Raw genomic sequence first — 24092 nt, forward strand, 5'->3', positions numbered from 1 at the left:
AAAGATCCTCCTGTGTGCAAACGATTGAATCTAGCATAAATACATTATCTTTTCATGTTATCTTATTTGATATAGAAAAGTAAATATTTGATTTTAACGGTGTTAATGATTTAGGTGTGAGAAGCGGTTAAAAAGGTGTTGTAGTGAATAAAAAGAAGCTCAAAGTTGCAGATGGAAAGCTGTAAAGCAACAGAGCTATAAAACCACAATAAACTCAGAGTACACAGAGGGAAGCAGTCCACTCGAAGTTACAGAGGAGAAGAAGTTAGGCATGTGATAAATGGCATCCATCTCAGGAACTTCCCTCTTTGCCAAATAATTTCCAAAATTTCTTGTGAAACTGAGAAAAAAAGAGCGATTCGGAGAAAGCTATGGAATTATCGCCAATAATCGGTTAATTTGAATTGTGCAAACGTTTGTACTTTGTTTCTTCTCAAATGTATGATAAAGGAAGAAATGAAGCGTTTACAAGTGAGCTATACCCATTTAGAAAACCGGTTTCCCGAACGGTGTCGAATTAACCATGGGTGGGCTTAGAGAACAGTGCAGGTGATTTAGAGATAGTGCAAACAATTTTTGAAGGGTGGTTTTCGAATGACAATGAAAAAAATGTTGGTGGTTGTAACGGCTGTTACTACTAGCTTGGCTTTGGCAGCATGTGGAGCGGCTTCACCAGGCTCGACCGATAAGGAGAATCCTCCGGTATCCGCAGAGACGGCAGCTCCTAATACGGAAGGTGCTCAAGCTGGGGCGGATGATGCAGGGATCACACCTGAACCAGGAGCAAAGCTGCTAATTTGGGATGGTGCAAAAGAGCGGCCTTTTGAAGAAGAAATTGCCAAACAATTTTCTGCCAAATATAACGTGGAAGTTCAAATCGAAGAAGTAGGACCGCCTGATACAGTGAATCGCATGAGCAATGACGGACCTGCCGGAATCGGTGCCGATGTATTCGTCATTCCTCACAATCACCTTGGCAGAGCGGTAAACGCAGGACTCGTACTGCCGAATGATATTTTTGGCGATGTGACGAAGAAAAGCAATACGGAAAGTGCGGTCATAGGGGCGACCAGCGGGGACAAAATTTATGCGTATCCTCGTTCCGCTGAAACGATCGCCATGTACTACAATAAAAAGCTGGTGCCAACGCCGCCGAAATCGTTCGATGACGTTGTGGCTTTCAGCAAAACGTTCACGGACAAATCAAAGAACAAATACGGATTAATCTGGGAAAGCGGGAATTTCTATTTTAACTATCCGTTCTTCGCAGCAGGCGGCGGATACGTATTTGGCAAAAACGGTACTGATCCTCATGATATCGGGCTAAATACCGATGGCGCTGTAGCAGGCTTAAAGCTGTACGCCAGCTTGAAGAACGATGTTCTGCCTATTAATGCAGGAGACATTAACCCGGATATTAAAAGATCGCTGTTCACGAAAGGCGACGCTGCTATGGACATTACCGGACCATGGGAAATGGCGGCATACAAGGAAGCACTGGGCGATGACCTGGGCATAGCGCCAATCCCGCAAATTAATGGCAAACCGGCAATTACTTTCGCAGGTATTCAAGAAGTGGTAGTCAACGCGTATTCGAAGTATCCGAATGCGGCGAAGCTGTATGCTAAATTCTCTACAAGCAAAGAAGCGCAGCTGCAGCTTTATAAAATTATCGGCTCCGTACCTACCAATACGGAAGCGCAAGGTGACGCTCAAATCAAAAATGATCCCTACGTGTCCGCTTTCGTAGAGCAATCCAAGAACTCGATTCCAATGCCTTCCATTCCGGAAATGGAAAGTGTATGGTCCCCAATCGGAGCAGCGCTAAGCGACATTTGGAACTCCGGCAAAGATCCGAAGGAAGCGCTGGATAACGCCGTGAAGCAAATTAAAGACGCGAACAGCAGCTCAGCCAAATAAGAGGTGCGCGTATGAATTCACCCGCTGGGTAGCAGGCGGGTGAATTCATACGATTTGCCGATAAAGCTGATGACCGTTACGAGCTTCAGTAGATTTTCTCCGATCGCACTAATCTCCGAAAACTACTGAGCCCTACACTTCACTTTATCGACAGTCTGTATGAATTCACCCGCTGGATGATAGGCGGGTGAATTCAATAATTTTCAACGTGAGAGGAGCAAGGAGATGAGTCAGATGCGCATGGTAACGATGCAGGAAAAGGAAGCTAGACTGTCTCGTTCACGCTTCTTTGCAGCTATTCTGTCTGTGTTATGGTCCGGGCTGGGCCAATGGTATAACCGGCAGTACATAAAGGGCCTGCTGCTAGCCGCCTTACAAGCGGCGGGTGTTACCTATTTTCATGACAAATTATTCAATGCGGTTGTAGGGCTCATGACCTTAGGTAGTACGCCGACCAGACAGGTCGAGGTTAAGGGTGTTTTCAAGAACGTTCCGGGTGATCATTCCATCTTTTTGATGCTAGAGGGCATTTCAATCGTGCTCGCTTTTCTGCTTCTCGCCACTATTTACATTATGAATGTAAGGGATGCATATGAAGTTGGGAAGCAACGCGAAGCAGGGAAGAAGCCAAACAACTTCATGCAATCCCTTCACTATATGCTGGACAAGAAATTTGCAGAGATGCTGCTGATCCTTCCGGGAGTCGGCATTCTTTTCTTTACTGTACTGCCGATCATCTTCATGGTGATGATTGCTTTTACCAATTATTCCGCGCCCGACCACGTCCCGCCTGCCAAGCTTGTCGATTGGGTAGGTTTACAAACATTTAAGGACCTGCTGTTGCTTAAATCCTGGAGCGCTACGTTTTTTGGTGTGTTAAGATGGACCATCATTTGGGCAGTATCTGCGACCATTACGACTTTTTTGGAGGCTTTATGGTCGCACTGCTGGTCCAACAAAAAGGGATCCGCTTTAAAGGCTTCTGGAGAACGATTCTAATTGTTCCTTATGCGATTCCGAGCTTGATCTCGCTGCTGATGATGCGCAATTTGTTCAATGCCCAGTTCGGTCCAATCAATCAATATCTGGGCTATTTAGGCATTTACCAGCCTCAATGGTTGACAGACCCGGTTTGGGCCAAATTCACAGTAATTCTTGTCAATATGTGGGTAGGGATTCCGGTTTCTATGATTCTTATTATGGGTGTTCTCACAACCATTCCAAAAGACTTATATGAAGCAGCCGATATCGACGGGGCAACGGGCTTTCAGAAGTTCAAGGTCATTACGATGCCTTTAGTCTTATTCACTACAGGGCCTGTTCTAATTACACAATTTGCGGGTAACATCAACAATTTCAACGCCATCTTCCTGCTGACACAGGGAGGTCCTACAGTTGGGCAATATCAGTTCGCGGGGGCCACTGACCTACTTGTGACCTGGCTGTTCAACCTGACGCTGAATCAGTTGAAATATAATATTGCCTCAGCTATTGGGATCATTATTTTCCTTATTGTAGCAACCTTCTCCATCTGGAATTTCCGCAGATCCCGTTCATTCAGAGAGGAGGACATGATTCAATGATCGGTCAACGACTCGCAAACCTCACACGGCTAAGTCTCAGTTATATTGTGCTCATTATTCTGGCTATCTGTAGCTTGTATCCAGCGTTATGGATCGTTCTTGGCTCGTTTCGGTCTGGTCGGTCCCTTTATAGCAAGACATTAATTCCCGAAAGCTTTACGCTCGATAACTATCGAATCCTTTTTACTTCCAAGAGCTTTTTGTTCGGTCAATGGTATCTGAATACGCTGAAAATCGCCACCATTTCCATGGTGCTTGGCACCTTCCTGGTCTTGCTGTGCGGTTATGCGGTTTCACGCTTCCGTTTTAAAGGGCGCAGCCTTACATTGTCCATGATTCTAGTTCTTAATATGTTTCCGGGGTTCCTCAGCTTGATTGCGCTATTTATTCTGCTTAAGGAAATGGGCTTATTAAATACTCACCTGGCTATTATTATCGTGTATGCGGCAGGAGCACCACTGTTCACCACTATTCTGGCGAAAGGCTTCTTCGACGCCATTCCACGCAGCCTGGATGAGGCGGCTAAGATTGACGGAGCCAACAACATGACGATTTTTTCCCGGATCATGCTGCCTCTATCGAAGCCTTTGATCACCTATGTTGCTTTGACCTCCTTCGTCGGACCATGGGTTGATTTTATCTTTGCACGTCTGGTGCTCCGTTCCAGAGACAAATGGACGTTGGCCGTAGGCCTCTTTGATCAGGTAGTGGGCAATAATCAAAGCTCGAACTTCACATTGTTCGCCGCATCGTCCGTGCTGATTGCGATTCCGATCACAATTTTATTCATCTTCCTGCAGCGCAATTTGGTTGATGGCTTGACTGCTGGAGCCAATAAAGGATGAAGCGGATAAGGTCTCGAAAAAAAGGGGCTGTGCTCGGTTCCCTCGTCCTCGCTGCTTGGCTCGTTTCAAGCTGTGGGACGATGGGACCGACAGAGGCTCCCGATCTGATTGCAGGACAGTCTCCTGGTAAGACTCCAGATGAGGTTGGATTCGATTCAATTCTGGATGTGCAGCCCTCCATTGTCTATTACCAGATCTTTGTAAGATCCTTCTATGATTCCAACGGGGACGGGATCGGTGATCTCAAGGGAATTGAGGAGAAGCTGGATTATTTATCCGATCTTGGTGTACAAGGGATCTGGTTGACACCGATTCAGCCCTCTCCGAGCTACCACGGTTATGATATTACGGATTATTACAGCATCAATCCACAATTCGGCACCATGGACGATTGCCAACATCTTATTCAGGAGGCGCATAAACGCCGCATCAAGGTAATCATGGATTTAGTCGTCAATCATACGAGCTCGAAGCACCCTTGGTTTCTCGATTCGGCCGCAGACAAGATCAGCCCGCACCGAAATTGGTATACCTGGCAGGAGGGTTTGGACGCATACAATTCAGGCGAACAAAGCGCTACAGGCGGTTCAGCCTGGCATAAGAAAGGCAGCGATTCCTACTTGGGCGTATTTTCCGAGGGGATGCCTGATTTGAATTTCGATAATCCGGACGTTCGCCATGAGCTCGTTCAGGTGGGACAGTTTTGGCTGAAGCTGGGCTTTGACGGCTTCCGTTTGGATGCGGCTAAGCACGTGTACGACGACTTGAAATCATCCTCGGGCAGCCAAGAAATTGCCGCCAAGAACCAAGCATGGTGGCAGGAATTCCGTAAAGGCCTTAATGAGGTCAATCCTGATGCTTACCTGGTAGGGGAAGTATGGGATAGCGCTTCCGTCGCTGCCCCCTATGTTAACCACGCCTTCAATTCAACCTTCGACTTCGACCTCAATAAGACACTTCGTACAATTGTAAGTTCCGAACAAACCGAGGATTTGGCAGAACTAGTAAAGCGCAGCTATCAGCCATTCTATCAGGAATCCGGCGGCAGCTTCGTGGATGCCACTTTCCTAGGAAACCACGATATGGATCGTGTGATGAGCAGCTTTAACGGCAATCTGGAACATGCCAAGATGGCGGCGGCCCTATTATTGACACTGCCTGGCAATCCATTTGTTTATTATGGCGATGAAATCGGTATGCAGGGCAGAGGGGCGGACGAGAACAAACGCGAACCGATGCTATGGAGTGAGTCGGAAAAAGGGCAGGGCCAAACGACGTGGGAGCCCATTCTGTCCAACAGAGGCAGATCCAGACCATCCGTTGAAGTGCAGAGAAAGGACCCGGACTCGCTATGGAACTTTTACAAAAATTTGATTGACTTACGCAAGAAGGAGCCTGCTCTGCGGGACGGTGACATCGGCAGCTATGAGGTGAACACGCCAGGTGTTGTTTCCTATTTGCGTATGACCGACCACGAAACAGTACTTGTCTTACACAATATTTCGGGAAAGAAGCTAACGGTTACTTTGAATCATCGTTCTACAGATGCTTTTAACCAGCTTTCCTTTTCTACGAACACAGAAGCCGCCCTTGCGGATAACAATGTAACGCTTCCTCCCTATAGTACGGTTGTACTCAAACCGTAACCTAACTACATACTCCTACAACTTAGAGGTGCAGTCTCATTGCTAGTTTTGGGGCTGCTTTTTTTTTGTTTATACAAAATCTTGAACTGCTTCCTACATGTCAGATTACGAGGGTAACCAAAAGGAGGACATATGATTAAGATCGTGTTGGCCGATGATCACAAAATTATGAGCGAAGGTATTAAGCTGATTTTGGAAAGGGAAAGGGAAATTAAGGTTGTGGGGTACGCCCGTACCGCTCTGGAAACGATGAACCTCTGCACGCAACTGCAGCCCGACATGATTGTGATGGATATTTCTTTGCCAAGCCTGGATGGTGTAGAAGGGATCAAACGAATTAAGGACAAGTTCCCCTCTCTAAAAATCATGATTTTTACCGGCTGCAGCGATGCCGAGCTGATGGTTCAAGCCATCCATCATGGCGTGAATGGGTATATTCTGAAGGATATCAGCCCCGATGAGCTAATCATGGCCGTGAAAAGTGCAGTTACAGGGCTAAGCATCATGCATAAGGATGCACTAAAGGGGATCGTCGAGCATGTGAATCTTTATAAGCAGACTAGCTTTCTGAGTGAGGATAAAGTTGCGCTTCCTCTTACGGAGCGTGAAATCAACATCATCCGGCATATTGTGGAGGGGAAGGAAAACAGGGAGATCGCCAAGAGCTTATTTGTCTCGGAAGGCACGATCAAGAATACGATTTCCGGCATTCTCAAAAAGCTGGAGGTGAGGGACAGGATCCAATTGGTCGTATATGCCATTCGTAACAGACTGGTTAGTTAGACGGAGTATACGTAGGAAACAAGGACTAAGGATAAGCTGCGTTTCCTTTTTTTAGGCGTATGAATTGGCCACAAGGACAATGAATCGTTACGCAGGGCATCTAGTTCTCTTTCGGTAAGCAAGTATAATTTGTACTACAGGTAAGGTGATCGCTTCTCAGGTTACTGAGGGGTCACAAATACCTGGCATACTCGATAGAAAGGAAGTAGGGGGTAATGACAGAAACGGAAGCTATAAAGGGCATCATTACATCCGTATTAAAATTGGAGGCTCAAGAGGTCTCAAGTATGGGTCCAGATGAACCTTTAAACACCGTAGGGATGGATTCGATCAATTGCATGGACATTGTCATTCAGATCGAGGAGCATTTTGGCGTCGTGTTTCATGATGACGAGCTTCTGCTGGACCAGTTGAACACCATTTCTAAATTGAGTGAGATTGTGATGCGAAAGCTGGACAAGCCATCTGCGGGGATCAAGGAGGAAGAAGCATGCCGATGATCGAGGTGGTCGATCTGGTCAAAGAATACCAATTAAATGTAAGGAAGAAGGGATTATTAGGCTCAATTCAAAGTATTTTGATTCCGGAATATCAGACCAAGCGAGCTGTTGACGGCGTCTCCTTTTCGATTGAGAAAGGTGAAACTGTCGGATTCATAGGTCCTAACGGAGCTGGTAAATCCTCTACCGTGAAGATGTTGACCGGTATTTTGGTCCCAACTTCCGGAACGATTAAGGTGGGCGGGTTATCCCCATATAAGGACCGCAAGAAGAATGCTTCCCGCATCGGGGTCGTGTTTGGACAGCGAACACAGCTCTGGTGGGACTTGCCTGTGGCGGATACGTATGATTTGCTCAAGCATATTTATAAAATTCCTGATCAGGTCTATCGGAGCAATCTTCAATTGTTCAGCGAGCTTCTCGGCCTGCATGAATTTATGAAGCATCCCGTACGTCAGCTGAGCTTAGGGCAAAAGATGCGTGCCGATATCGCTGCTGCGCTGCTGCATGATCCCGATATTATTTTCTTCGATGAGCCTACGATTGGACTTGACGTCGTCGCTAAGGAGAATATTCGAGAATTCATTCGAACTGTCAATAAGGAAAAAGGCACAACCATGCTGTTTACGACCCACGATATGGTGGATATCGAGAAGACCTGCCAACGCATGATCATTATTGACCATGGCAAGAAGATTTACGACGGAAGCGTGGCGGAAATCAAAGATCTGTACGGCGGCAGCCGCATCTTGGCTGTAGAATTTGCTGAACGTTATCCTCAGGTCATAGTGCCGGGCGCGGAACTGATCGAAGAGAAGGATAACAAGAAATGGTTTCGCTTCGAAAAGAATGAGGTTCAGGTTTCACAGCTTATCAATCAGATTTCCCAAAGATACAGCATTCTCGATCTGACGGTGCAGGAGCCTGAAATCGATAGCGTCATTCGGGATATTTACCAGGGGGAATTCACCTTGATAAGAGTTTATCTGGAGTTTGCTAAGAAATCCTTTCAGAACAACCTGGTCTACCGGATGGATTATTTCGCCGGGGTCATCAACGCGCTCGTCATGATATTCGTCAACATTTCCATCTGGAAGGCGATTTATGAGGAAGAGGAGACGCTGGATGGAGTTCAATTCAAAATTCTGGCGACGTACATCGTGCTCTCCTTTCTCATGCAAGTGGTGTACATGATGGATGAATATCTGATTGAATCCAAGGTTAGGAGCGGTCTTATTTCCTCGGATTTACTAAGGCCGATCAGTTTCAGAATGTACGTTCTCTCTCATAGCATCGGAACAACTCTGTTCCGTCTCATTATGCAGCTTGCACCCGCACTGATTATCTCCATTTTTCTATTCAAACTGCTGCCTCCTTTCTCTCTCGCCATGTTGCTCTACTTCATACTCAGCGCCATTCTAGGTTATTTGGTCCTGTATCAGCTGAACTTTCTGGTCTGGATTAGCTCCTTCTGGTTTTACTGGACCTTCAGTCTCGTTACGATCAAGGATGCTGCGGTGATGATCTTCTCAGGCGCATTAATCCCACTGTGGTTTATGCCCTCTTGGCTCACTGATTTTATTCAGCTCACTCCCTTCGATTCCATGTTCTATACACCGATCCGTATCTACTTGGGCATGATTCCCCAGGAAGAAATCATAGGGGCCATGACAAGGCAAATCATTTGGGTGTTGATTCTTTTTGGACTGGGGCAGCTACTGTGGAAAGCGGCTGCTAAAAAATTAGTCGTACAAGGGGGGTGATCTCGAATGAAGTCGTTACTAGACCTGCTGGTCGTGTTCTATAAGTATTCCATACTGAGCTTGAAGACAACGCTGGAGTACAAATTCGACCGGACGTTAATCACGGTTGCGATCTGCTTCAGGGAAATGATCAGTGTCATCGTCATGTTCCTCATTCTTACTCGATTTCTTCACATTAAGGGTTGGGAAATGAACGAATTGTTCTTTTTATACAGCTTTTTATTCTTATCCTACAGTTTGTTTGTGTTCTTATTCTCGGGAATCAGAGACTTCGATCAGATGGTCTACTCCGGAGAATTTGACCGGCTGCTCATCCGGCCTCTGGGCTTGATGTTCCAGATTATTGCTTCTAGGGTTGATTATCCGGCTACACTGGGACACGGCATCGTAGGTGTGCTGCTCTTTATGAATACAGCTTTCTCCGTCGGCATCGAGTGGACTTGGCAGAACAGTCTGTACTACATAGCGGCCTTGATTGGCGGTGCGATCATACAGGCAGCCATCTTCCTGCTGTCGGCTTGCTTCAGCTTTTGGGTGATACGTACGGAGAATTTGCGCAATCTCATTTTCTTTAATTCTAGAAGGATTGCCGGGTATCCGATCAGCTTTTATCCTGGACTGATACAGAAATTGCTCATTTTTGTTGTGCCATTCTCGTTCGTCAATTATTTCCCTGCGCAATATTTTTTAAGAAAAAGTGAGATGGGCTCATTCTGGGAAGGCTGTATGTATTTGTCGCCGCTCGTCGGCGTTGTCATGTTCATCCTCGTATACTGGTTTTGGAAAACGGGGGCTAAGCGATATTCGAGCTCAGGGAACGCTTTGTTCTAGGAAGAGGATTATACAGAGGGGTTTATTTGATGGAAGCTTAGTGGGAGGATCATGAATTTTGAAAAAATATACGAATATCATCGTGATTGCTGTGATTTTAATTGGAGTTTCCGTGTACTACACCGTAAAAAAAGTAAACGTTCAAGACGTGCTACTAGCACTGGGCTACTACGATGAAAAAATCAGCATTATCAACACAGGAGATGTTCACGGGCATTTGATGTATGACGAAGCAAACGGCGGATATTATACGCTGGATGAAGTCAGTACGGAGATGGGCATGCCGCTGCTGAAAGGAATTGCGGACGAGCTTCGCGCCAAGAATCCGAACTCCTTGTTTCTGGACAGCGGAGACATGTTCCACGGTACGAATGAAGCGAACATCAATGAGGGTGAGGGTGTTGTTGAAGCAGCTAACCTGATGGGGTACGACGCGATGGTTCTCGGCAATCACGACTTGGATTTCGGTTTCGACCGGGCCATGGAAATCAAGGATCAACTGAAATTTCCTATGCTGACAGCGAATGTCTACAAGAACGGTAAGCCGGCCTTCGAGTCCTACAAGATCGTTACAGTAGGCGGCAAAAAAATCGGTCTGTTTGGGTTGACGGTCCCTGAAGCATTGTCGAACATGAACGTGTTGGATCCCAGTGGCGTTACGTTCGAGGATCAAGAGACGGCGGCACGCAGGGTCATCGCTGAGCTGCAGGAACAGCATGTCGATGCCATCATCTTGATGTCGCACCTGGGGGATGATCTGGATAAAGAGCTGATCAAGAAGGTTTCCGGTATCGATTTTATCCTAAGCGGTCATCATCACTGGCTGTATGAAAAGGCAGACAAGGTGAACCAAACCTATCTGGCGGAACCAGGCTCTTACAGTACGCATGTGGGCTTAGCTGATATGTACTTCAAGGATGGTAAGGTCGCCAAGGTCGCGTGGAGCACCTATCAAACGAAAGACCGGTCCAAAGAGGACCAAGCAGTAGCTGAAGTTGCCAATAAATATCATGCGATTGCGCTTGAGCAAGGGAAAGAGGTCGTGGGCTCCAGCGATGTGCAGCTTAACGGTATTCGCTCCCAAGTCCGATCGAAGGAAACGAATTTGGCGGACCTCATCACGGATGCTATGAAGGAGATAGGACAAGCTGATCTAGCCCTGCTCAATGGGGGGGAATCAGGGAGAGTATCCCGAAAGGCGAATTGTCCTTGTACACGATCGGCAAGCCGCTGCCGTTTGTTAATTCACTTGTAACCGTCGAGGTGAAAGGCGAAAAGGTGTACGAAGCGCTCGAAAGAGGACTCAGAGAGTGGCCGATCGGTTCCAGTAACGGCGGTTTCCTGCAGGTCTCCGGAATCAGCTATTCCTTTGACGGCTCCAAGCAAGCAGGTAAGCGTTTGATCAGCGTGACCATGAATGGACAGCCGCTTGATAAAGATAAGCTGTACAAAGTGGCCGTTAACGATTATCTGGTCAATGGAGGCGATAACTACAAGGAATTCGAGGGCGCCAAAATGATCAGCCGTGGAGGACTGCTGCGGGATGTACTGGCAGAATATGTGAAAAGCAAGGGGACAGTGTCGCCGCAAACGGAGGGAAGAATCACGATTACCAATGAGAGATACAAATAGGAGGGAATATGGGGAAAAAGTCTGTTCAAGACGTGCCGCGCTATTTTGAGCCGTATGTGAGCGATTGCTTTAACAATGCATATGGTTCCTTGCTAACCCGGATGGGCTACGACCCTCGGTTGGTTTTGGCGGATTACTTATCGTTTATGTACGAGCAAGAAACCGGATTTATCGGAACAAATTTCTTATTCCATTTTGCCAATTCGGTTGAGTTCTCCGAGGAACAGCTGAACACTTCCTTCGAATTTATTTATTTGCCTGCAACTCAGTATTACCGGGAAGGAAGGGAATTACCGCCGGTTCATGACCGCATTCAGATCAGCATGAACATTCACGACGACGGTGAGGCTGCAGACAAGCGGCTTAGAGAGCTGCTGGATGAGAACAAGCCAGTCATTGTCTTTGTAGATTTGTACGATATGCCTTATCATCCTGCTTGCGGCAAGGAGCATGGACTTCATGCGATCGTCATAACGGGCTATGATGATGAGCAGGGCGTGTACGAGGTGTTCGACAGATATGAGCTTTCGAGCGGAACGAACTTCTTGGGGACGATCCCGAAGGAGGACATACGCAGATCTAGACAAGCGTTGACCCCGTGCTCCAATCCGATTGCCGGGAGCTATAACAGGCCGGTTCGAAATCTTTGGATTGAGATGGATGAATTTCGTCCTGTTCAACTGACGAGAGAAAGGCTGTTGGATGTAGTAAACCGCAGCTGCCGACGGATGGAGGGTGGAGAGGTCATTTTGGGACAGATTTGCGGGCTAGAGAGAATCGATGCTTTTCGGCAGGGGCTGTTGAGACGAAAGGAAGGCGCTGTGGATGAACGTTTTGTCTACTTCTTCCGTTCGTACTTGAATCAAAACCTCAAAGTAATCGCCAGAAGCCGAAGACGCTTTAAGGTGTATCTGGAGACGATCCGCGAGCTGCTCCCGGAAGCGGCGACGAATGCAGCCTGCGAGGCATTGGAAGAATCAGCAAAGCGTTGGGACATTTGTGCAAACGTTTGTCTGAAGCTGGGAATCACGAAATCGTTGAAGCTGATTGATGACTTGGATAAACATTTGCAAGCGATTATGGATTTGGAAAAGCGTGCTATTCAGAGTATAGGTGCTGGATCATTAGCAATCTAAGGAGGATATACGATGACGAATATGGAGATTAAAAATCAAATTAAAGAGGCGCTGCAAGGACTAGCAGCAGGTGTAGAGCAGGTAGAGCTGAACGACGAAGTGCTTTTGTCCGATTTAGGTGTGGATTCCATTAAATACGTGGAGCTGCTCGTACTCATTGAAGAGGGCTGCAGCATTACGTTTGATGAGTCGGATTTGGGCATGGAGGGTCTTCGAAGCATTGGCGATTTGACGGCGCTCGTTGGGAAAACACTAGCGGGGCAAGTGAGCTGACATGAGCCATCGGCTGAGTCTCTGGGGGCTGATGGAAGCAGCATTTCATAAGCATGCGGCACGTCCTGCATTGTCTTACTCTGACGGAACGACGCTTCGTTATGGGGAGATGGGCGCCTATGTGCGGAGCTTGGCCGATCAATTGAGGGAGCAGCTTCCCTTCGGCGCCAGGGTGGCGATTCTTGAGAATCGGCCTGTGGATGAAGCCTGTTTGGTGCTGGCCTGCTTGTCATTGAACATGGTCATCGTGCCGCTCGCCGCCAAGTATGGCGAAGCAAGGTGCGTCCAGATCATACAGCAGACGAGACCGCATGTGCTTGTGACATTGTCGGAACACGGTCTCGGAGCGGGACTCCAAGCCGCTTGTGCTGAAGCTGGAACGAAAGTGGTGGTACCGGCACTGGCAAGACAAGAGGAGTATGACGCGAACCGTGCGGAAGTCTCGATGCACAGAGAGTCATTGAGTTCTGGGGAGACCTTGAGTCGCACGACCCCGGCGGAAGCCCATACCGAGGATGCTGAAGCTCAACTTAGCGATATGCCGCAAGTACCGCCTTCTTTCATCATGTACACGTCAGGAAGCACGGGACAGCCAAAGGGAGCCGTACTGACCTATGACAACATCCAATCCAACATGGAGGATATTCAGCAGTACTTCGAGCTGAACGCGGACGATCACATCCTGATTAACCGCTCACTCAGCCATGCTTCTGTCTTAACGGGAGAGTTCTTGCTGGGTTGTGCTTGCGGCGCGCAAATGACTTTCTATGATGAACCGTTTGTTCCTAGGCGGCTTGCCAGTTTTATGGAGCAGCGGCATATTACCGTGTTCTGCTCAACCCCGACTATTTTTTATCAAATGGCCATGGATAAGGTTGAACGCAGGCTGCCTGAGCTTCGTAAAGTGGCCCTCATGGGGGAATATTTGCATAAACAGGTTGCTTTAACCATTAGTGAAAAGTATCGGCATGTTCAGTTCTATATGCTGTACGGCCAAACGGAGGCGTCACCGAGGGTGACCTACCTCCCGCCGGAGCATTTCGGTTGGAAGGAAAGCTGTATCGGCTCACCTATGGTGAGTATGCAGGCCGATGTTGTGGATGATCTAGGACGCAGCTGCCGAACCGGTGAGGATGGGGAGCTGATTTTGAAAGGACCCAATATATTCTGGGGCTATTGGAACAATCCGGAGCTGACTGAAAGGAAGCTGCGAGACGGATGGCTCTATACCGGTGATATGGTGAGGCGTGGCGAAGACGGTTATTTGTATATCATTGGCCGAAAAGACGACATGATCATTCGGGCCGGAATGAACATCTACCCGAAGGAAATCGAAGATGTGCTGCTCGAGGACCGGAGAATCAAACAGGCTGTCGCTTATGGCGTCCCAGATCCTCGATACGGACAAAAGATTCATATATCGGTTGTCAGTCATTCGGAGCTGGAAGAACCCCTCTCGGTTATGGAGATTATGGAGATTTGCAAGGGGCGTTTGGCCTCTTATCAATTACCGGACATCATCCGAATTGTAGATGAAATCCCACGTAATGCCGCTGGAAAGATTGTCCGCAGACAGATCATAGAAGACAGAACCACTAACCTAAATTTAAAGGAGTGTTATTGATGAGTGTATCACTGGAACAAGAATTGGTATTGGAGCTGGCCGCATTTCGAACGCCGAATAAAGAAAGAATTCTGCAGTTAGTCGGTCAAAGACTGGATTGGGCGGAGGTGCTGGGACACCTCGTATACAACCGCACAGCGGGTATTGCGTATCATGTGCTTCGGCAAATCAGCGCCCCTTTCTTCAACCGTGAGTTTGAGTTCGGCTTATACCTGCTTCATCAGATTCAGGCAGAGCGCACCAAATCCCATAAGACATCGATTCTGCAGCTTGCTGATGCACTTAGAGAAGGCGGGATCCCGCATGCTTTCTTGAAAGGCTCCATCCTGGCCAATTCCATTTATCCGATTGGCTGCAGAATTTCCAGTGATATCGATATTCTTCTCCGTGCGGAGGATCTGACGCGGTGCGGGAATATCTTGAAGGGGCTTGGCTTTATCCAAGGCTTCCATGATGAGAACGAGAATGTGGTCGTACCTGCGACGAGACGTGAAATTCTCAACTATCGGATGAATTACGGGGAAGTAGTTCCCTATCGCAAAGTTGCGAACGAGCCTGGAATCAATTTGATTGAAGTGGACATTAACTTCTCACTTGATTGGATGGCTCAAGGTACCGAACAGGCTGTAGACCAATTCATCGAGAACGCGGAAGACTATCTGTTTGACGGCGTTCATCCCGTCAGCGCGCTGCCGAAGGAATATTTTATCGCTCATCTTTGTGTGCATTTGTTCAAGGAGGCGGCAGTCCTCAACTGGGTCGAATGGCAGCGCGATCTCGGCTTTTATAAATTCGTCGACATTTACGCGTTTCTTACCGATCCGCAGCTGGAGCTCGACTTTGAGAAGCTGATTGACATTATGAGAACCAATAACATTGTCAAAGAGTGCTACTACTCCTTGGCTCATACGCTGACTTTCTTTCCGGTGCTCCGTGAAAATGCGGGCTTCATGAGCATGCTTGCAGAGATTATGCCGGAATCAACCGATTACCTGGAACAAGTCGTGGACCCTGCGGACGCTTCGGTTGTGTATGAATGGGACAAAGATCTCCTGACACGCTTTTTCGATATGAAACGGTTCCATCTTCTCAAAAGAATCGGCGATCAAGAGCCGGTTATGAACTAAGACAAACCAAGGGGGAGCGAATGGACCAAGAAGCGTTTGTAGTAGGCCGTAAGAAGGGGCTGCTGCTGGTGTATGAAGGGATCAGCGGGTCAGGAAAGAGCATGGGCATCCGCAGGCTTCAGCATTATTTGTCTACGGCCGGCTTAGAAACGGTTACGGTTGAATGGAACGCCAACCCTCTGATCCGAAGCATGGTTCAAAAGCTGCGGCGCTATCGCCTGCTAACCCCTTGGACCTACAGCTTGCTGCAATGGATAGGCTTCATCATTGATTACTGGACAGTTATCTCTCCTGCCCTTAGGAAAGGCCGCATCGTGATAGCGGACAGATACGTGTACACCGCAATATCCCGCGATGCGGCGAATGAGGCGGGAGGGATGCTGGCTCGCTTGCTCGGAAGATGGTTCAGACAGGCGGACATTCTGCTGTTTTTCGATACCCATCCGGAGATCTGCCTGGAACGGATCGTAGCCAGAGGCAAGGTGCTGTTCCATACGAACAAACAGCTGCAGAATCAAGATTTGGCCTACTTACAGCGGATGAGGGACGAATACATGAAGCTGTTTCGAATGCTGAGAAGGAAGCGGCGAACCAATATTATTGTTGTGGATTCCAGACAAGCGCCCGAGCTGGTTCATCATCAAATTGCAGCGTATATGCAGGAGAAAGCGGGAATAGGCAGGAGTGCGGACGAGAGAACAACGAGTAAGGGAACAACGAATAAGAGAACGAGCAAGCACGAGAACGAGCACGAGTATGAGTACGGCGTGAGTAAGAGCACAAGAACGGGCACAAGTACGGGCATGAACAAGATCAGCAAAAGAACGAACGCGAGCACTAGCATCAGCTCCGGCAAAACTATGGAAAACATGAGGGAAGTTTCAGCTGCATGGGAGGGGAAAGATGGATAAACAATTGTTGGCACATATGGCTAATCGTTATGGAACGCCTCTATACGCTTATGATGGCAGCATGATGGAAGCTCAATATAACAAGCTTAAGAATCATTTGCCGGAAGGCTTTGAGGTGTTTTATTCAGTGAAATCCAACCCGCTGCTAGGAATTTGTCAATATCTCAGACAGCTGGGAAGCCGTATCGAGGTTGCTTCATTGGGAGAGCTGCACATTGCTTTTCAAGCGGGCTTTGATGCGGATGATATCATCTTTACAAGTCCGGGAAAAACCCGTGAAGAGCTGGAATATGCTGTTCGCCAGCGCATTTACTGCATCAATGTTGAGTCTGTGGAAGAGGCTGATCGTATTGACGAAATAGCCCGTTCACTTGGACAAATCGTTCGAATTGCGATTCGGATTAATCCGAGCTTCAATATCTCAGGTGCAGGTATGAAAATGACCGGAGTACCGACACAATTTGGTATTGATCAGGAGCATGTGGGGGAAGCGATTCAAGCGATCCAATCTCTGTCTCATGTGGACCTTGCAGGCATTCATATTTTTACGGGCACGCAAATACTGGATGCCGGGAACATGGTTGCCAATATGGAAGCGATCATTGGGCTGTTTCTTGAGTTAACGGAGAATTATAGCATTCGACCTGATTTTCTCGATCTGGGAGGAGGTTTCGGTGTACCCTATTTTGCCGGCGAAGTGCCTTTGGATATGAACAAGCTGAGGGAGGGGCTAGCGGAGGTCTGGACCACCTATAAGGACCAGCTTAACGGGGTCAGGATCGGTGTGGAGAGCGGTCGGTTTTTGCTCGCGGAGTCAGGTGTATTTCTAACCAAAGTGCTGTACACCAAGGAGTGCAAGGGCAGTAAATACCTGGTTTGCGACGGAGGCTCTAATCAGCATGCATCAAGCGCCTTTCTTGGCAGATATGTGAGAAATAACTTTCCTATGTACCTGCTGGGCAAAGAGGGTGATGCTCGGGAAGAGGTCAATGTCGTAGGGTCCTTATGTACGCCTACCGATGTAATGGGCCAGAAAGTATCACTGCCTCCGGCGGAGCCTGGTGATATTCTCGTCATTGACAAGTCCGGCGCATACGGGTTAACACACAGTCCGGTGCTGTTTCTAGGGCATGCTCTGCCAGCCGAAGTGTTACACGTTGACGGAGCATTTCACGTCTTAAGGGAGCGGGGCAAGCCCGAAGATCTTCTGAGAGGGCAGCATCCGCTTCAGCTTGAAAGCCATTTGCAAGGAGTGTGAGAGGAATGCCGCCTGGAATCACCATCTATTCGGAAATACCCGCCAACGAGCAGTTTCAACAGCAGCAGATCAGTAGCCAAACCTATTTACAAACGGTTATTGATATCGCGCAGCAGACGGAGCAGCACGGATTGCAAGGCTCCCTGCTTTATTACAATCACCTCATCCTAGATCCTTGGACCTTGGCTGCCACGATTGTGCAGCACACGGAGAAGCTGATTCCGTTAATAGCCCTGCAGCCTTATACCATGCCCCCCTTAACCGCCGCCAAAATGATCCAGACCATCGGCTACATGTTCGATCGGCCCGTGCATTTGAATCTGATTTCTGGCGCTATGCAGCAGGAGCTGCAGCAGCTGGGCGATCAGACAAGCCATGACAGAAGATATGAAAGGATTGTGGAATACACGGAAGTGCTGAACATGCTTCTGTCTGCAACCAGACCTGTGTACTATGAGGGGCTGTTCTATCAGCTGTCGGGCGTTCAGCTCGAGCCTAGGCTGCCTGAACATCTGAGGCCGCGCATTCTCATGTCAGGCTCATCGGATGCTTCCATCCAAGCGGCCAGAGAGGCAGCCGACGTGGCGATTACGCATCCGGGTCCCATCGGGCATTTTGAACAATTTGTCCAAGAGAAGTTCAGTCAGGATAAGCTGCTTGATCTTGGCATGCGAATCGGCATGATTGCCCGCAAGACCAGAGAAGAAGCTTGGAGCCATGCGGAAAGTACGTATCAGGTGACGAAGAAAAGCGAACGCCTGACTCAGCTGAAGACCAAATCCGAGTCGGTCTGGAACCGAAATCTGGCCGTTCTGGCGATGGAAAACGAGTTGTATGACGGTGTGTATTGGCTGGGCGGTTTCAAAAGCGGCGTAGAATTCAATCCGATCCTGGTCGGAAGTTATGAAGAGGTCGCTAGCTATTTACAGCGGTATATCGGGCTAGGCGTGAATACGTTCATTATCAATAATTTAATCCATAGTCAAGACTTTGAACATGTGGGGCGTGTATTTGAACAGGTGCACGGAGGTGAAAGGAGAACGCTATGACGTTTCATTTGATCCATTATGTAACCACACAACGAGGAGAAGGAACCCTCATCTGGATGCTGAACATCGGTGCCGAGAAGTATTGGAATCGTGTGCAGGCAGGCATTAACGATCCGAATGAAAACAGGCTTGTGAACCGGGTGGAGGAAATGAACATCCTGCTCTGCCGCGAACAGGACATTCTGATTCTTAGAGAGCAGCCGGATGCTGCTTTTATCAGCCGGATGCGGGAATACGGCTTCTCCATTCCCCGCATCCTTACTCCTAGTCAGGCGGATCCCTTAACGCCCATAGCCGAGCTAGTCCTGCAGGATTCCGCGCTGATGGAGCAGCTCAAGATTTTGGCTGACAGCAGAGAGGATGTTTGTTTCGTTCCGTATGCGGTCACCGCTTTAGAGGAACAGATTGCGGAGGCTTGCGGGCTGCGGATGATGGGAGCTTCATCAGTGCTTCATGCTTCAGTCAATGATAAGATCATGAACCGGCGCATGGCCGAAGAGCTGGGATTTCCTATTACCGAAGGGAAAGTCTGCACATCGATTGAGGAAATTCGCGAAGCCTATGAACGTCTGACAGCGGAAGCTCCCTTTTTCACCAAGGTCATCATCAAAGAACCTCACGGCGCGTCGGGCAAGGGCTTATATATCGTGGACCATGAGAGCAAACTGGCTCCGCTGCTAAGCAGGTTCTCCCGCGTACTGCGAAGCAGTCCCGACAGTCAGTGGATTGTGGAAGGTTGGCATGAGAAATCTGCAGATGTCAATTACCAGATCTATGTGGCTCCGGATGGGACGGTAGATGTGTTTTCTATCAAACAGCAAATCCTGAGAGAGACCGTCTATATCGGCTCTAAGATGCCTCCGACATTAAGTGAAGGAATCCTGCAGGCGTATCATGAATATGGCCAAAAGATAGGCGCCTACTTATACGCGCTGGGGTATACGGGCATCGCCGGCATTGATTCGATCATTACGAGCGAAGGGACCATCGTGCCAATCATTGAAATTAACGGAAGGTTCACCTTGTCGACCTATATCTCTTTCCTACAGGGAGTTCTGGGAGAGAGTAAAGTGTTTTCACGATACTTTAGAGTACACTCAGACCGGCAGATAAATTATCAGGAACTGTGTGCGCTCCTAGATCATACAGGGATTTTGTACGATAGCAGTCGGGGTGAAGGAGTCATTCTGTACACGGCGGGTTCGCTTCCTATCCATCGGGACGAGAGCAGCAGCACCTACACGGGAAGAATGTTTGCGCTCATCGTATCGCAAGATTGGCAGACTAATGAACGAATTCACACTCAATTGGAAAAGATCGTAGACGATCTAGCTCATACAAATCGTAACGTAATGAATGTGCACCTAGCAGGTGAAAAGGAGGCGGCTCAAGCATGAATATTCAACTCCCCGTACAAATTCCTCCGATGAAGTGCTGGCAATTTTCCGCGTTTCCGCTCGCCATACTCTTGAATCATGAACAGAGTTTGGAATGGATGTTCAGCAGCTTCATTCAAGTTAGCGGGCATACGAATTTTTTAACCCATCCCGTTCCTTTCGGGTTCTACGAGGTGGATTACGCTTATAACCCATGGCTGAAAGTACATAGGCTGGATCGAAGCCTGATGCCCGTTTTTCGTACTTCGATCAAAGAACTGGTTATTGACTGCTTGAAACGCGGCTATTACCTCTACTTGAATCTCGATGAGTTTTACGTGCCGAACCGCGTTCCCTATCAAAAATTTAACCGTTCCCATGATGTGCTAGTATACGGCTTCGATGAAGAAGAGGAGCTCTTCCATCTTCTGGGGTACAATGAACGGTTGATTTTTGACAAAACCACCATCAGCTTCGCTGAATTCGAGCAGGCTTATCATAGTCTGGAAGAGGTTCCCAACTATTGTCATCAAATATATTTATACCAATTTAACGAAAAGGGAGCCTTTACCTTCGATATCGAGCTGGTTATTCAGAGCTTGAAGGAATACCTGTACAGCCGAAATACAGCGGCCAAATACAAGCTGTTAGCTGAGCCGGAACCGACTTTTCTCTTCGGCATGCAGACCTATGAGATCTTACAGGGGTACATGGAGCATCTTATCGGCAGCCCCGACGGATATGTAGATTTGCGCTATATGCATATGCTGTGGGAGCATAAGCACTGGATGACCCGCAGAGTTCAGTTTCTCATCGAGAAAGGGTACCTTCAACCAGGTGCCGACCTTCTCGAAAAAGCGAGTCATATTGAGAAAAGCAGCGAGTCTGCCAGAAATATGCTGATCAAATTTTACCGTTCAAGGAATACAGCTAACGTACATGCGGTTAAGCAGATTTTGGAACAGATCCGGCAGAGTGAGTCGTTATTTGTTGAGCAGCTCATAGAGGCGCTCTCCCTTCCAGAAGTTTATTATGAACGCAAGGCTGAGGGGATGTAGACGCATTGTAAAAAAAACAGCGGTGTTCACGACCCATAGCAGGGTTGAGACAGCCGCTGTTTCTTTTTTCTTACATACTTCGTTGCCCGATCACAACCGTAGCATCCAGTTCCTCCGAATGAATGGTTGTTGGTAATAGTCCGTGCAGTTTGAAGATTTCTTCAGCAAATGGAGCTTGACGGGCACTGGTTTCTACAAGTAGATAGCCGTTATTTGCAAGCCATGTGGGGGCGGCAGCTGCAACTCTTCTGAGTACATCTAGTCCATCCCCGCCCCCATCCAACGCTACATGCGGCTCATGGATCCTAGCCTCTTGAGGCAGGAGTTGAATGGATGCAGTAGGCACGTAAGGAGCATTAGCAATGAGAACATGGACTTGAGCTTGTAGACGAGCAGGAAGAGGCTCAAACAGATCACCTTCATAGACAAAACCTTTGGCTAAAACGATGTTACGCTGAGCGCATTTCACAGCTGCTGGATCAATATCGACAGCATGCAGTTCTATGTGCTCTACCTCGGCTAGCAGAACAGCACCTAAAGCACCTGAACCGCAGCACATATCTACTACGATCCCCCCATTTTGAGCAAGAATGCTGGCTTGTTTGGCCAAAAGCCCGGTACGCTGCCGAGGCACAAAAACTCCGGGATCGATCTGGATTCGCTGGCCACAGAAATCTACCCAACCAATCAGGTGTTCCAATGGATATCCAGCCATTCGTTGCTCAACCCGCATCTCGAGTTCTTCGAGAGTCTTTGCAGCTGATAGGAGCAGTTGTGCCTCCTCTTCGGCATACACGCATCCGGCACTTCGGAGTTTACTTACGATAATCGAGTAAGCATTACTTTCAGGAAGGTTAGAGGAAATTATGGATCACCCTGCTTTTCATGGTATTTTATTATTACTATACTATTCGGTACTTGCTATATGTTTGTAGAAAAGGGTTATAGTGAATTTTTATTGTAGGTGTGCTTGCCCAGTTCCAGCCGTAATCTCAGGGAATGCAGACGGTGTTGTGTTAGTACGCATTGTGTATTCCAGTAATATGTGAAAAAGCCTACCAAATGGTAGACTCTATGATATAATCGTACTGACAATAGAATGGCTTAAGGGCGGTCGGCTAATCTCCCTGCTTACGAAGCTAGTTTTCTATCGAAAACTTTAAGGTGACGCCATGGAGGTAAAGGATGCCTTGACGTTAATGTTCATGTTCGGCATGTTCATTCTCGCGTTGCTCACCTATCTCAAAAAGAAATAGACCGCCCTCTCGCAAAGGTTAGCGGTCTATTCTTGCTGTAACACCTATTGATTCAAGCCACCGCCCTTAAAAGCGGCTATTGTGCAGGAGTCGGTTACCGCCGGCTCCTTATTTATTTTTACTGTAACATATAGAATATATACTGTAAATTTATTTCATTGAAAATTCACTTGTTTGGCAGATATCCTGATTTGATCTCAGCTTTAATTTGGACCAGGACCCTTTCAATATGTAGAGAACTGTAAGCAAAAGGAGTGGTAAGCATGGCACGTGTGTTATTTATCAATGGGGGTTCGGAAGGACACATCAATCCAACGATTGGTGTTGTGCAAGAGTTGATTTCGCGCGGAGAAGAGGTTGTGTACTTTTGCATAGAGGCTTTTCGGGAGCGTATTGAGCAGACGGGAGCTGTAGTGCGAACTTTTGACGATCACAAATTTATACAAGCTTTTATTTCAGGTGGCAGGAATTATTTGCTTGAAAGAGTCAACGGTCTTTTGCTTACGGCTGATGTGGTTATACCTAGCGTTCTGGAGCAAATTAGAGGTGAGCACTTTGATTACATCATCCATGATTCCATGTTTGGCTGCGGGCGTATACTCGCGCAAATTCTTAAGCTTCCTGCCATCAGCTCTTGTACTTCTTTTGCACAGACTCAAGCATCGTTTGATCAAATGCTGGAATCATTTTACGCAGGGAACCCTTCGGAAGTAGTTACTCCTATCGTTGATAGATTTCAAAGCTTGGTGGAAAAAGTAAAGGAAAAATATGATGTCGAGATTTTTTCTCCATACGAAGTATTTTGTAACCCTGCATCGCTCACCCTCGTGTATACGACTAGGGAGTTCCAACCGAATGGACAAGTATTTGATTCATCCTACAAATTTGTAGGTCCGTCGATATCTGGGCGGTTCACTTCAGACAACTTTGACTTCTCTGCGATAGAAGGGCGAAATCCGATTTACATTTCACTGGGTACGGTCTTCAACCGATCCATTGATTTTTATAAGCTTTGTTTCGAGGCGTTTGGAAATACGGAGCATACGATTGTCATGTCGATTGGACGTAATACCTTAGTCTCTGACTTAGGGCATATTCCTACTAATTTCATTGTTAAAAATTATGTTCCACAAACAGAAATCCTGCTTAGCACAAAGCTATTTATTACTCACGGCGGAATGAACAGCACCCATGAAGGTCTTTATTACGGTGTCCCGCTGCTCGTTCTCCCGCAAAGTGCGGACCAACCACTCGTTGCTGCGCAAGTGGCCCGTGTCGGAGCAGGCTTACAATTGCAAATGCAAGGCTTAACTGCGTCGCAGCTGCGCGAGGCAGCAAATGAAGTAATGAACCATCCATCCTTCAAGGAAGCAGCTGAAGATATGGGAAGATCCTCGAACAATCAGGTGGATACCATCAAGCTGTTGATGAGATTTTTGAGTTTACACGTTAAAGGTTCATGAAGGATAGTCTGGATGCGTCGCCGTTAAGCGTGCAGGAGAACCGAATCATTTCAAGAAT

18 protein-coding genes and 3 pseudogenes are annotated in these 24092 nt (G+C 47.7%); 20 read left to right on the plus strand and 1 reads right to left on the minus strand.

Annotated features, from left to right (window positions below):
* Positions 1-594: 594 nt before the first annotated feature.
* The 18 genes and pseudogenes from L0M14_RS04685 to L0M14_RS04770 all read left to right on the plus strand — a co-directional run bounded on the left by L0M14_RS04685 (position 595) and on the right by L0M14_RS04770 (position 21315).
* A complete protein-coding gene (locus L0M14_RS04685) occupies positions 595-1920 on the plus strand; it encodes a sugar ABC transporter substrate-binding protein (RefSeq protein ID WP_235121062.1) in 1326 nt (441 codons plus the stop codon).
* A gap of 249 nt (positions 1921-2169) precedes the next feature.
* Positions 2170-3503 (plus strand): annotated as a pseudogene (locus L0M14_RS04690) (carbohydrate ABC transporter permease).
* Positions 3500-4348 carry a sugar ABC transporter permease gene (locus L0M14_RS04695; protein ID WP_235121063.1) on the plus strand — a complete coding sequence of 283 codons (849 nt, stop codon included), beginning with the start codon at positions 3500-3502 and terminating at the stop codon, positions 4346-4348. Before L0M14_RS04690 ends, L0M14_RS04695 begins: the two are co-directional and overlap by 4 nt.
* Positions 4345-5994 (plus strand): alpha-amylase family glycosyl hydrolase, encoded by a 1650-nt coding sequence (locus L0M14_RS04700; RefSeq protein WP_235121064.1) that lies wholly within the window; start codon positions 4345-4347, stop codon positions 5992-5994. The genes L0M14_RS04695 and L0M14_RS04700 overlap by 4 nt, the downstream gene beginning before the upstream one ends.
* Positions 5995-6126: 132 nt before the next feature.
* On the plus strand, positions 6127-6777 hold the full coding sequence (locus L0M14_RS04705; protein ID WP_235121065.1) for a response regulator: 651 nt from the start codon (positions 6127-6129) through the stop codon (positions 6775-6777).
* A gap of 215 nt (positions 6778-6992) precedes the next feature.
* A complete protein-coding gene (locus L0M14_RS04710) occupies positions 6993-7277 on the plus strand; it encodes an acyl carrier protein (RefSeq protein WP_235121066.1) in 285 nt (94 codons plus the stop codon).
* Positions 7268-9040: an ATP-binding cassette domain-containing protein gene (locus L0M14_RS04715; protein WP_235121067.1), complete on the plus strand. Its 1773-nt coding sequence runs from the start codon at positions 7268-7270 to the stop codon at positions 9038-9040. The genes L0M14_RS04710 and L0M14_RS04715 overlap by 10 nt, the downstream gene beginning before the upstream one ends.
* Before the next feature lie 6 nt (positions 9041-9046).
* Complete coding sequence (locus L0M14_RS04720) at positions 9047-9871, plus strand: ABC transporter permease (protein ID WP_235121068.1); 825 nt, start codon at positions 9047-9049, stop codon at positions 9869-9871.
* Positions 9872-10091: 220 nt separating this feature from the next.
* Positions 10092-11503, plus strand: a pseudogene (locus L0M14_RS04725) (bifunctional metallophosphatase/5'-nucleotidase).
* Positions 11504-11511: 8 nt separating this feature from the next.
* Positions 11512-12639 (plus strand): BtrH N-terminal domain-containing protein, encoded by a 1128-nt coding sequence (locus tag L0M14_RS04730; RefSeq protein ID WP_235121069.1) that lies wholly within the window; start codon positions 11512-11514, stop codon positions 12637-12639.
* Positions 12640-12651: 12 nt separating this feature from the next.
* Entirely contained in the window at positions 12652-12912 is a 261-nt protein-coding gene (locus tag L0M14_RS04735) for an acyl carrier protein (protein WP_235121070.1), read from the plus strand.
* A 1-nt stretch (position 12913) separates the two neighbouring features.
* Positions 12914-14536, plus strand: coding sequence for a class I adenylate-forming enzyme family protein (locus L0M14_RS04740; protein ID WP_235121071.1), 1623 nt, complete (start codon positions 12914-12916; stop codon positions 14534-14536).
* The gene (locus L0M14_RS04745) at positions 14536-15663 is read left to right on the plus strand and encodes a nucleotidyltransferase family protein (protein WP_235121072.1); all 1128 of its coding nucleotides are present in this window, start codon (positions 14536-14538) and stop codon (positions 15661-15663) included. The genes L0M14_RS04740 and L0M14_RS04745 overlap by 1 nt, the downstream gene beginning before the upstream one ends.
* A 20-nt stretch (positions 15664-15683) precedes the next feature.
* On the plus strand, positions 15684-16574 hold the full coding sequence (locus L0M14_RS04750; RefSeq protein WP_235121073.1) for a dTMP kinase: 891 nt from the start codon (positions 15684-15686) through the stop codon (positions 16572-16574).
* Complete coding sequence (locus tag L0M14_RS04755) at positions 16567-17832, plus strand: type III PLP-dependent enzyme (protein WP_235121074.1); 1266 nt, start codon at positions 16567-16569, stop codon at positions 17830-17832. The genes L0M14_RS04750 and L0M14_RS04755 overlap by 8 nt, the downstream gene beginning before the upstream one ends.
* A gap of 5 nt (positions 17833-17837) precedes the next feature.
* The gene (locus L0M14_RS04760) at positions 17838-18881 is read left to right on the plus strand and encodes an LLM class flavin-dependent oxidoreductase (protein WP_235121075.1); all 1044 of its coding nucleotides are present in this window, start codon (positions 17838-17840) and stop codon (positions 18879-18881) included.
* On the plus strand, positions 18878-20278 hold the full coding sequence (locus L0M14_RS04765; RefSeq protein ID WP_235121076.1) for a preATP grasp domain-containing protein: 1401 nt from the start codon (positions 18878-18880) through the stop codon (positions 20276-20278). Before L0M14_RS04760 ends, L0M14_RS04765 begins: the two co-directional genes overlap by 4 nt.
* On the plus strand, positions 20275-21315 hold the full coding sequence (locus tag L0M14_RS04770; protein ID WP_235121077.1) for a hypothetical protein: 1041 nt from the start codon (positions 20275-20277) through the stop codon (positions 21313-21315). The genes L0M14_RS04765 and L0M14_RS04770 overlap by 4 nt, the downstream gene beginning before the upstream one ends.
* A 70-nt stretch (positions 21316-21385) precedes the next feature.
* Here the strand turns inward: L0M14_RS04770 and L0M14_RS04775 are convergent, their stop codons facing one another.
* Entirely contained in the window at positions 21386-22180 is a 795-nt protein-coding gene (locus L0M14_RS04775; RefSeq protein WP_235122818.1) for a putative protein N(5)-glutamine methyltransferase, read from the minus strand.
* Between the two features lie 307 nt (positions 22181-22487).
* Between L0M14_RS04775 and L0M14_RS31405 the strand changes: the two genes are divergently transcribed.
* Both L0M14_RS31405 and L0M14_RS04785 read left to right on the plus strand, forming a co-directional pair.
* Positions 22488-22571 (plus strand): putative holin-like toxin, encoded by an 84-nt coding sequence (locus L0M14_RS31405; RefSeq protein ID WP_309248983.1) that lies wholly within the window; start codon positions 22488-22490, stop codon positions 22569-22571.
* Positions 22572-22834: 263 nt separating this feature from the next.
* Positions 22835-24024 (plus strand): annotated as a pseudogene (locus tag L0M14_RS04785) (macrolide family glycosyltransferase).
* Positions 24025-24092: the final 68 nt, after the last annotated feature.

The organism is Paenibacillus hexagrammi (assembly GCF_021513275.1).
GTDB classification, from domain to species: Bacteria; Bacillota; Bacilli; order Paenibacillales; family NBRC-103111; genus Paenibacillus_E; species Paenibacillus_E hexagrammi.

What these genes read in the sequence shown, in the direction of transcription:
- L0M14_RS04685 (WP_235121062.1), top strand. Translation starts at nt 595, where the DNA reads ATGACAATGAAAAAAATGTTGGTGGTTGTAACGGCTGTTACTACTAGC.
- L0M14_RS04695 (WP_235121063.1), top strand. Translation starts at nt 3,500, where the DNA reads ATGATCGGTCAACGACTCGCAAACCTCACACGGCTAAGTCTCAGTTAT.
- L0M14_RS04700 (WP_235121064.1), top strand. Translation starts at nt 4,345, where the DNA reads ATGAAGCGGATAAGGTCTCGAAAAAAAGGGGCTGTGCTCGGTTCCCTC.
- L0M14_RS04705 (WP_235121065.1), top strand. Translation starts at nt 6,127, where the DNA reads ATGATTAAGATCGTGTTGGCCGATGATCACAAAATTATGAGCGAAGGT.
- L0M14_RS04710 (WP_235121066.1), top strand. Translation starts at nt 6,993, where the DNA reads ATGACAGAAACGGAAGCTATAAAGGGCATCATTACATCCGTATTAAAA.
- L0M14_RS04715 (WP_235121067.1), top strand. Translation starts at nt 7,268, where the DNA reads ATGCCGATGATCGAGGTGGTCGATCTGGTCAAAGAATACCAATTAAAT.
- L0M14_RS04720 (WP_235121068.1), top strand. Translation starts at nt 9,047, where the DNA reads ATGAAGTCGTTACTAGACCTGCTGGTCGTGTTCTATAAGTATTCCATA.
- L0M14_RS04730 (WP_235121069.1), top strand. Translation starts at nt 11,512, where the DNA reads ATGGGGAAAAAGTCTGTTCAAGACGTGCCGCGCTATTTTGAGCCGTAT.
- L0M14_RS04735 (WP_235121070.1), top strand. Translation starts at nt 12,652, where the DNA reads ATGACGAATATGGAGATTAAAAATCAAATTAAAGAGGCGCTGCAAGGA.
- L0M14_RS04740 (WP_235121071.1), top strand. Translation starts at nt 12,914, where the DNA reads ATGAGCCATCGGCTGAGTCTCTGGGGGCTGATGGAAGCAGCATTTCAT.
- L0M14_RS04745 (WP_235121072.1), top strand. Translation starts at nt 14,536, where the DNA reads ATGAGTGTATCACTGGAACAAGAATTGGTATTGGAGCTGGCCGCATTT.
- L0M14_RS04750 (WP_235121073.1), top strand. Translation starts at nt 15,684, where the DNA reads ATGGACCAAGAAGCGTTTGTAGTAGGCCGTAAGAAGGGGCTGCTGCTG.
- L0M14_RS04755 (WP_235121074.1), top strand. Translation starts at nt 16,567, where the DNA reads ATGGATAAACAATTGTTGGCACATATGGCTAATCGTTATGGAACGCCT.
- L0M14_RS04760 (WP_235121075.1), top strand. Translation starts at nt 17,838, where the DNA reads ATGCCGCCTGGAATCACCATCTATTCGGAAATACCCGCCAACGAGCAG.
- L0M14_RS04765 (WP_235121076.1), top strand. Translation starts at nt 18,878, where the DNA reads ATGACGTTTCATTTGATCCATTATGTAACCACACAACGAGGAGAAGGA.
- L0M14_RS04770 (WP_235121077.1), top strand. Translation starts at nt 20,275, where the DNA reads ATGAATATTCAACTCCCCGTACAAATTCCTCCGATGAAGTGCTGGCAA.
- L0M14_RS31405 (WP_309248983.1), top strand. Translation starts at nt 22,488, where the DNA reads ATGGAGGTAAAGGATGCCTTGACGTTAATGTTCATGTTCGGCATGTTC.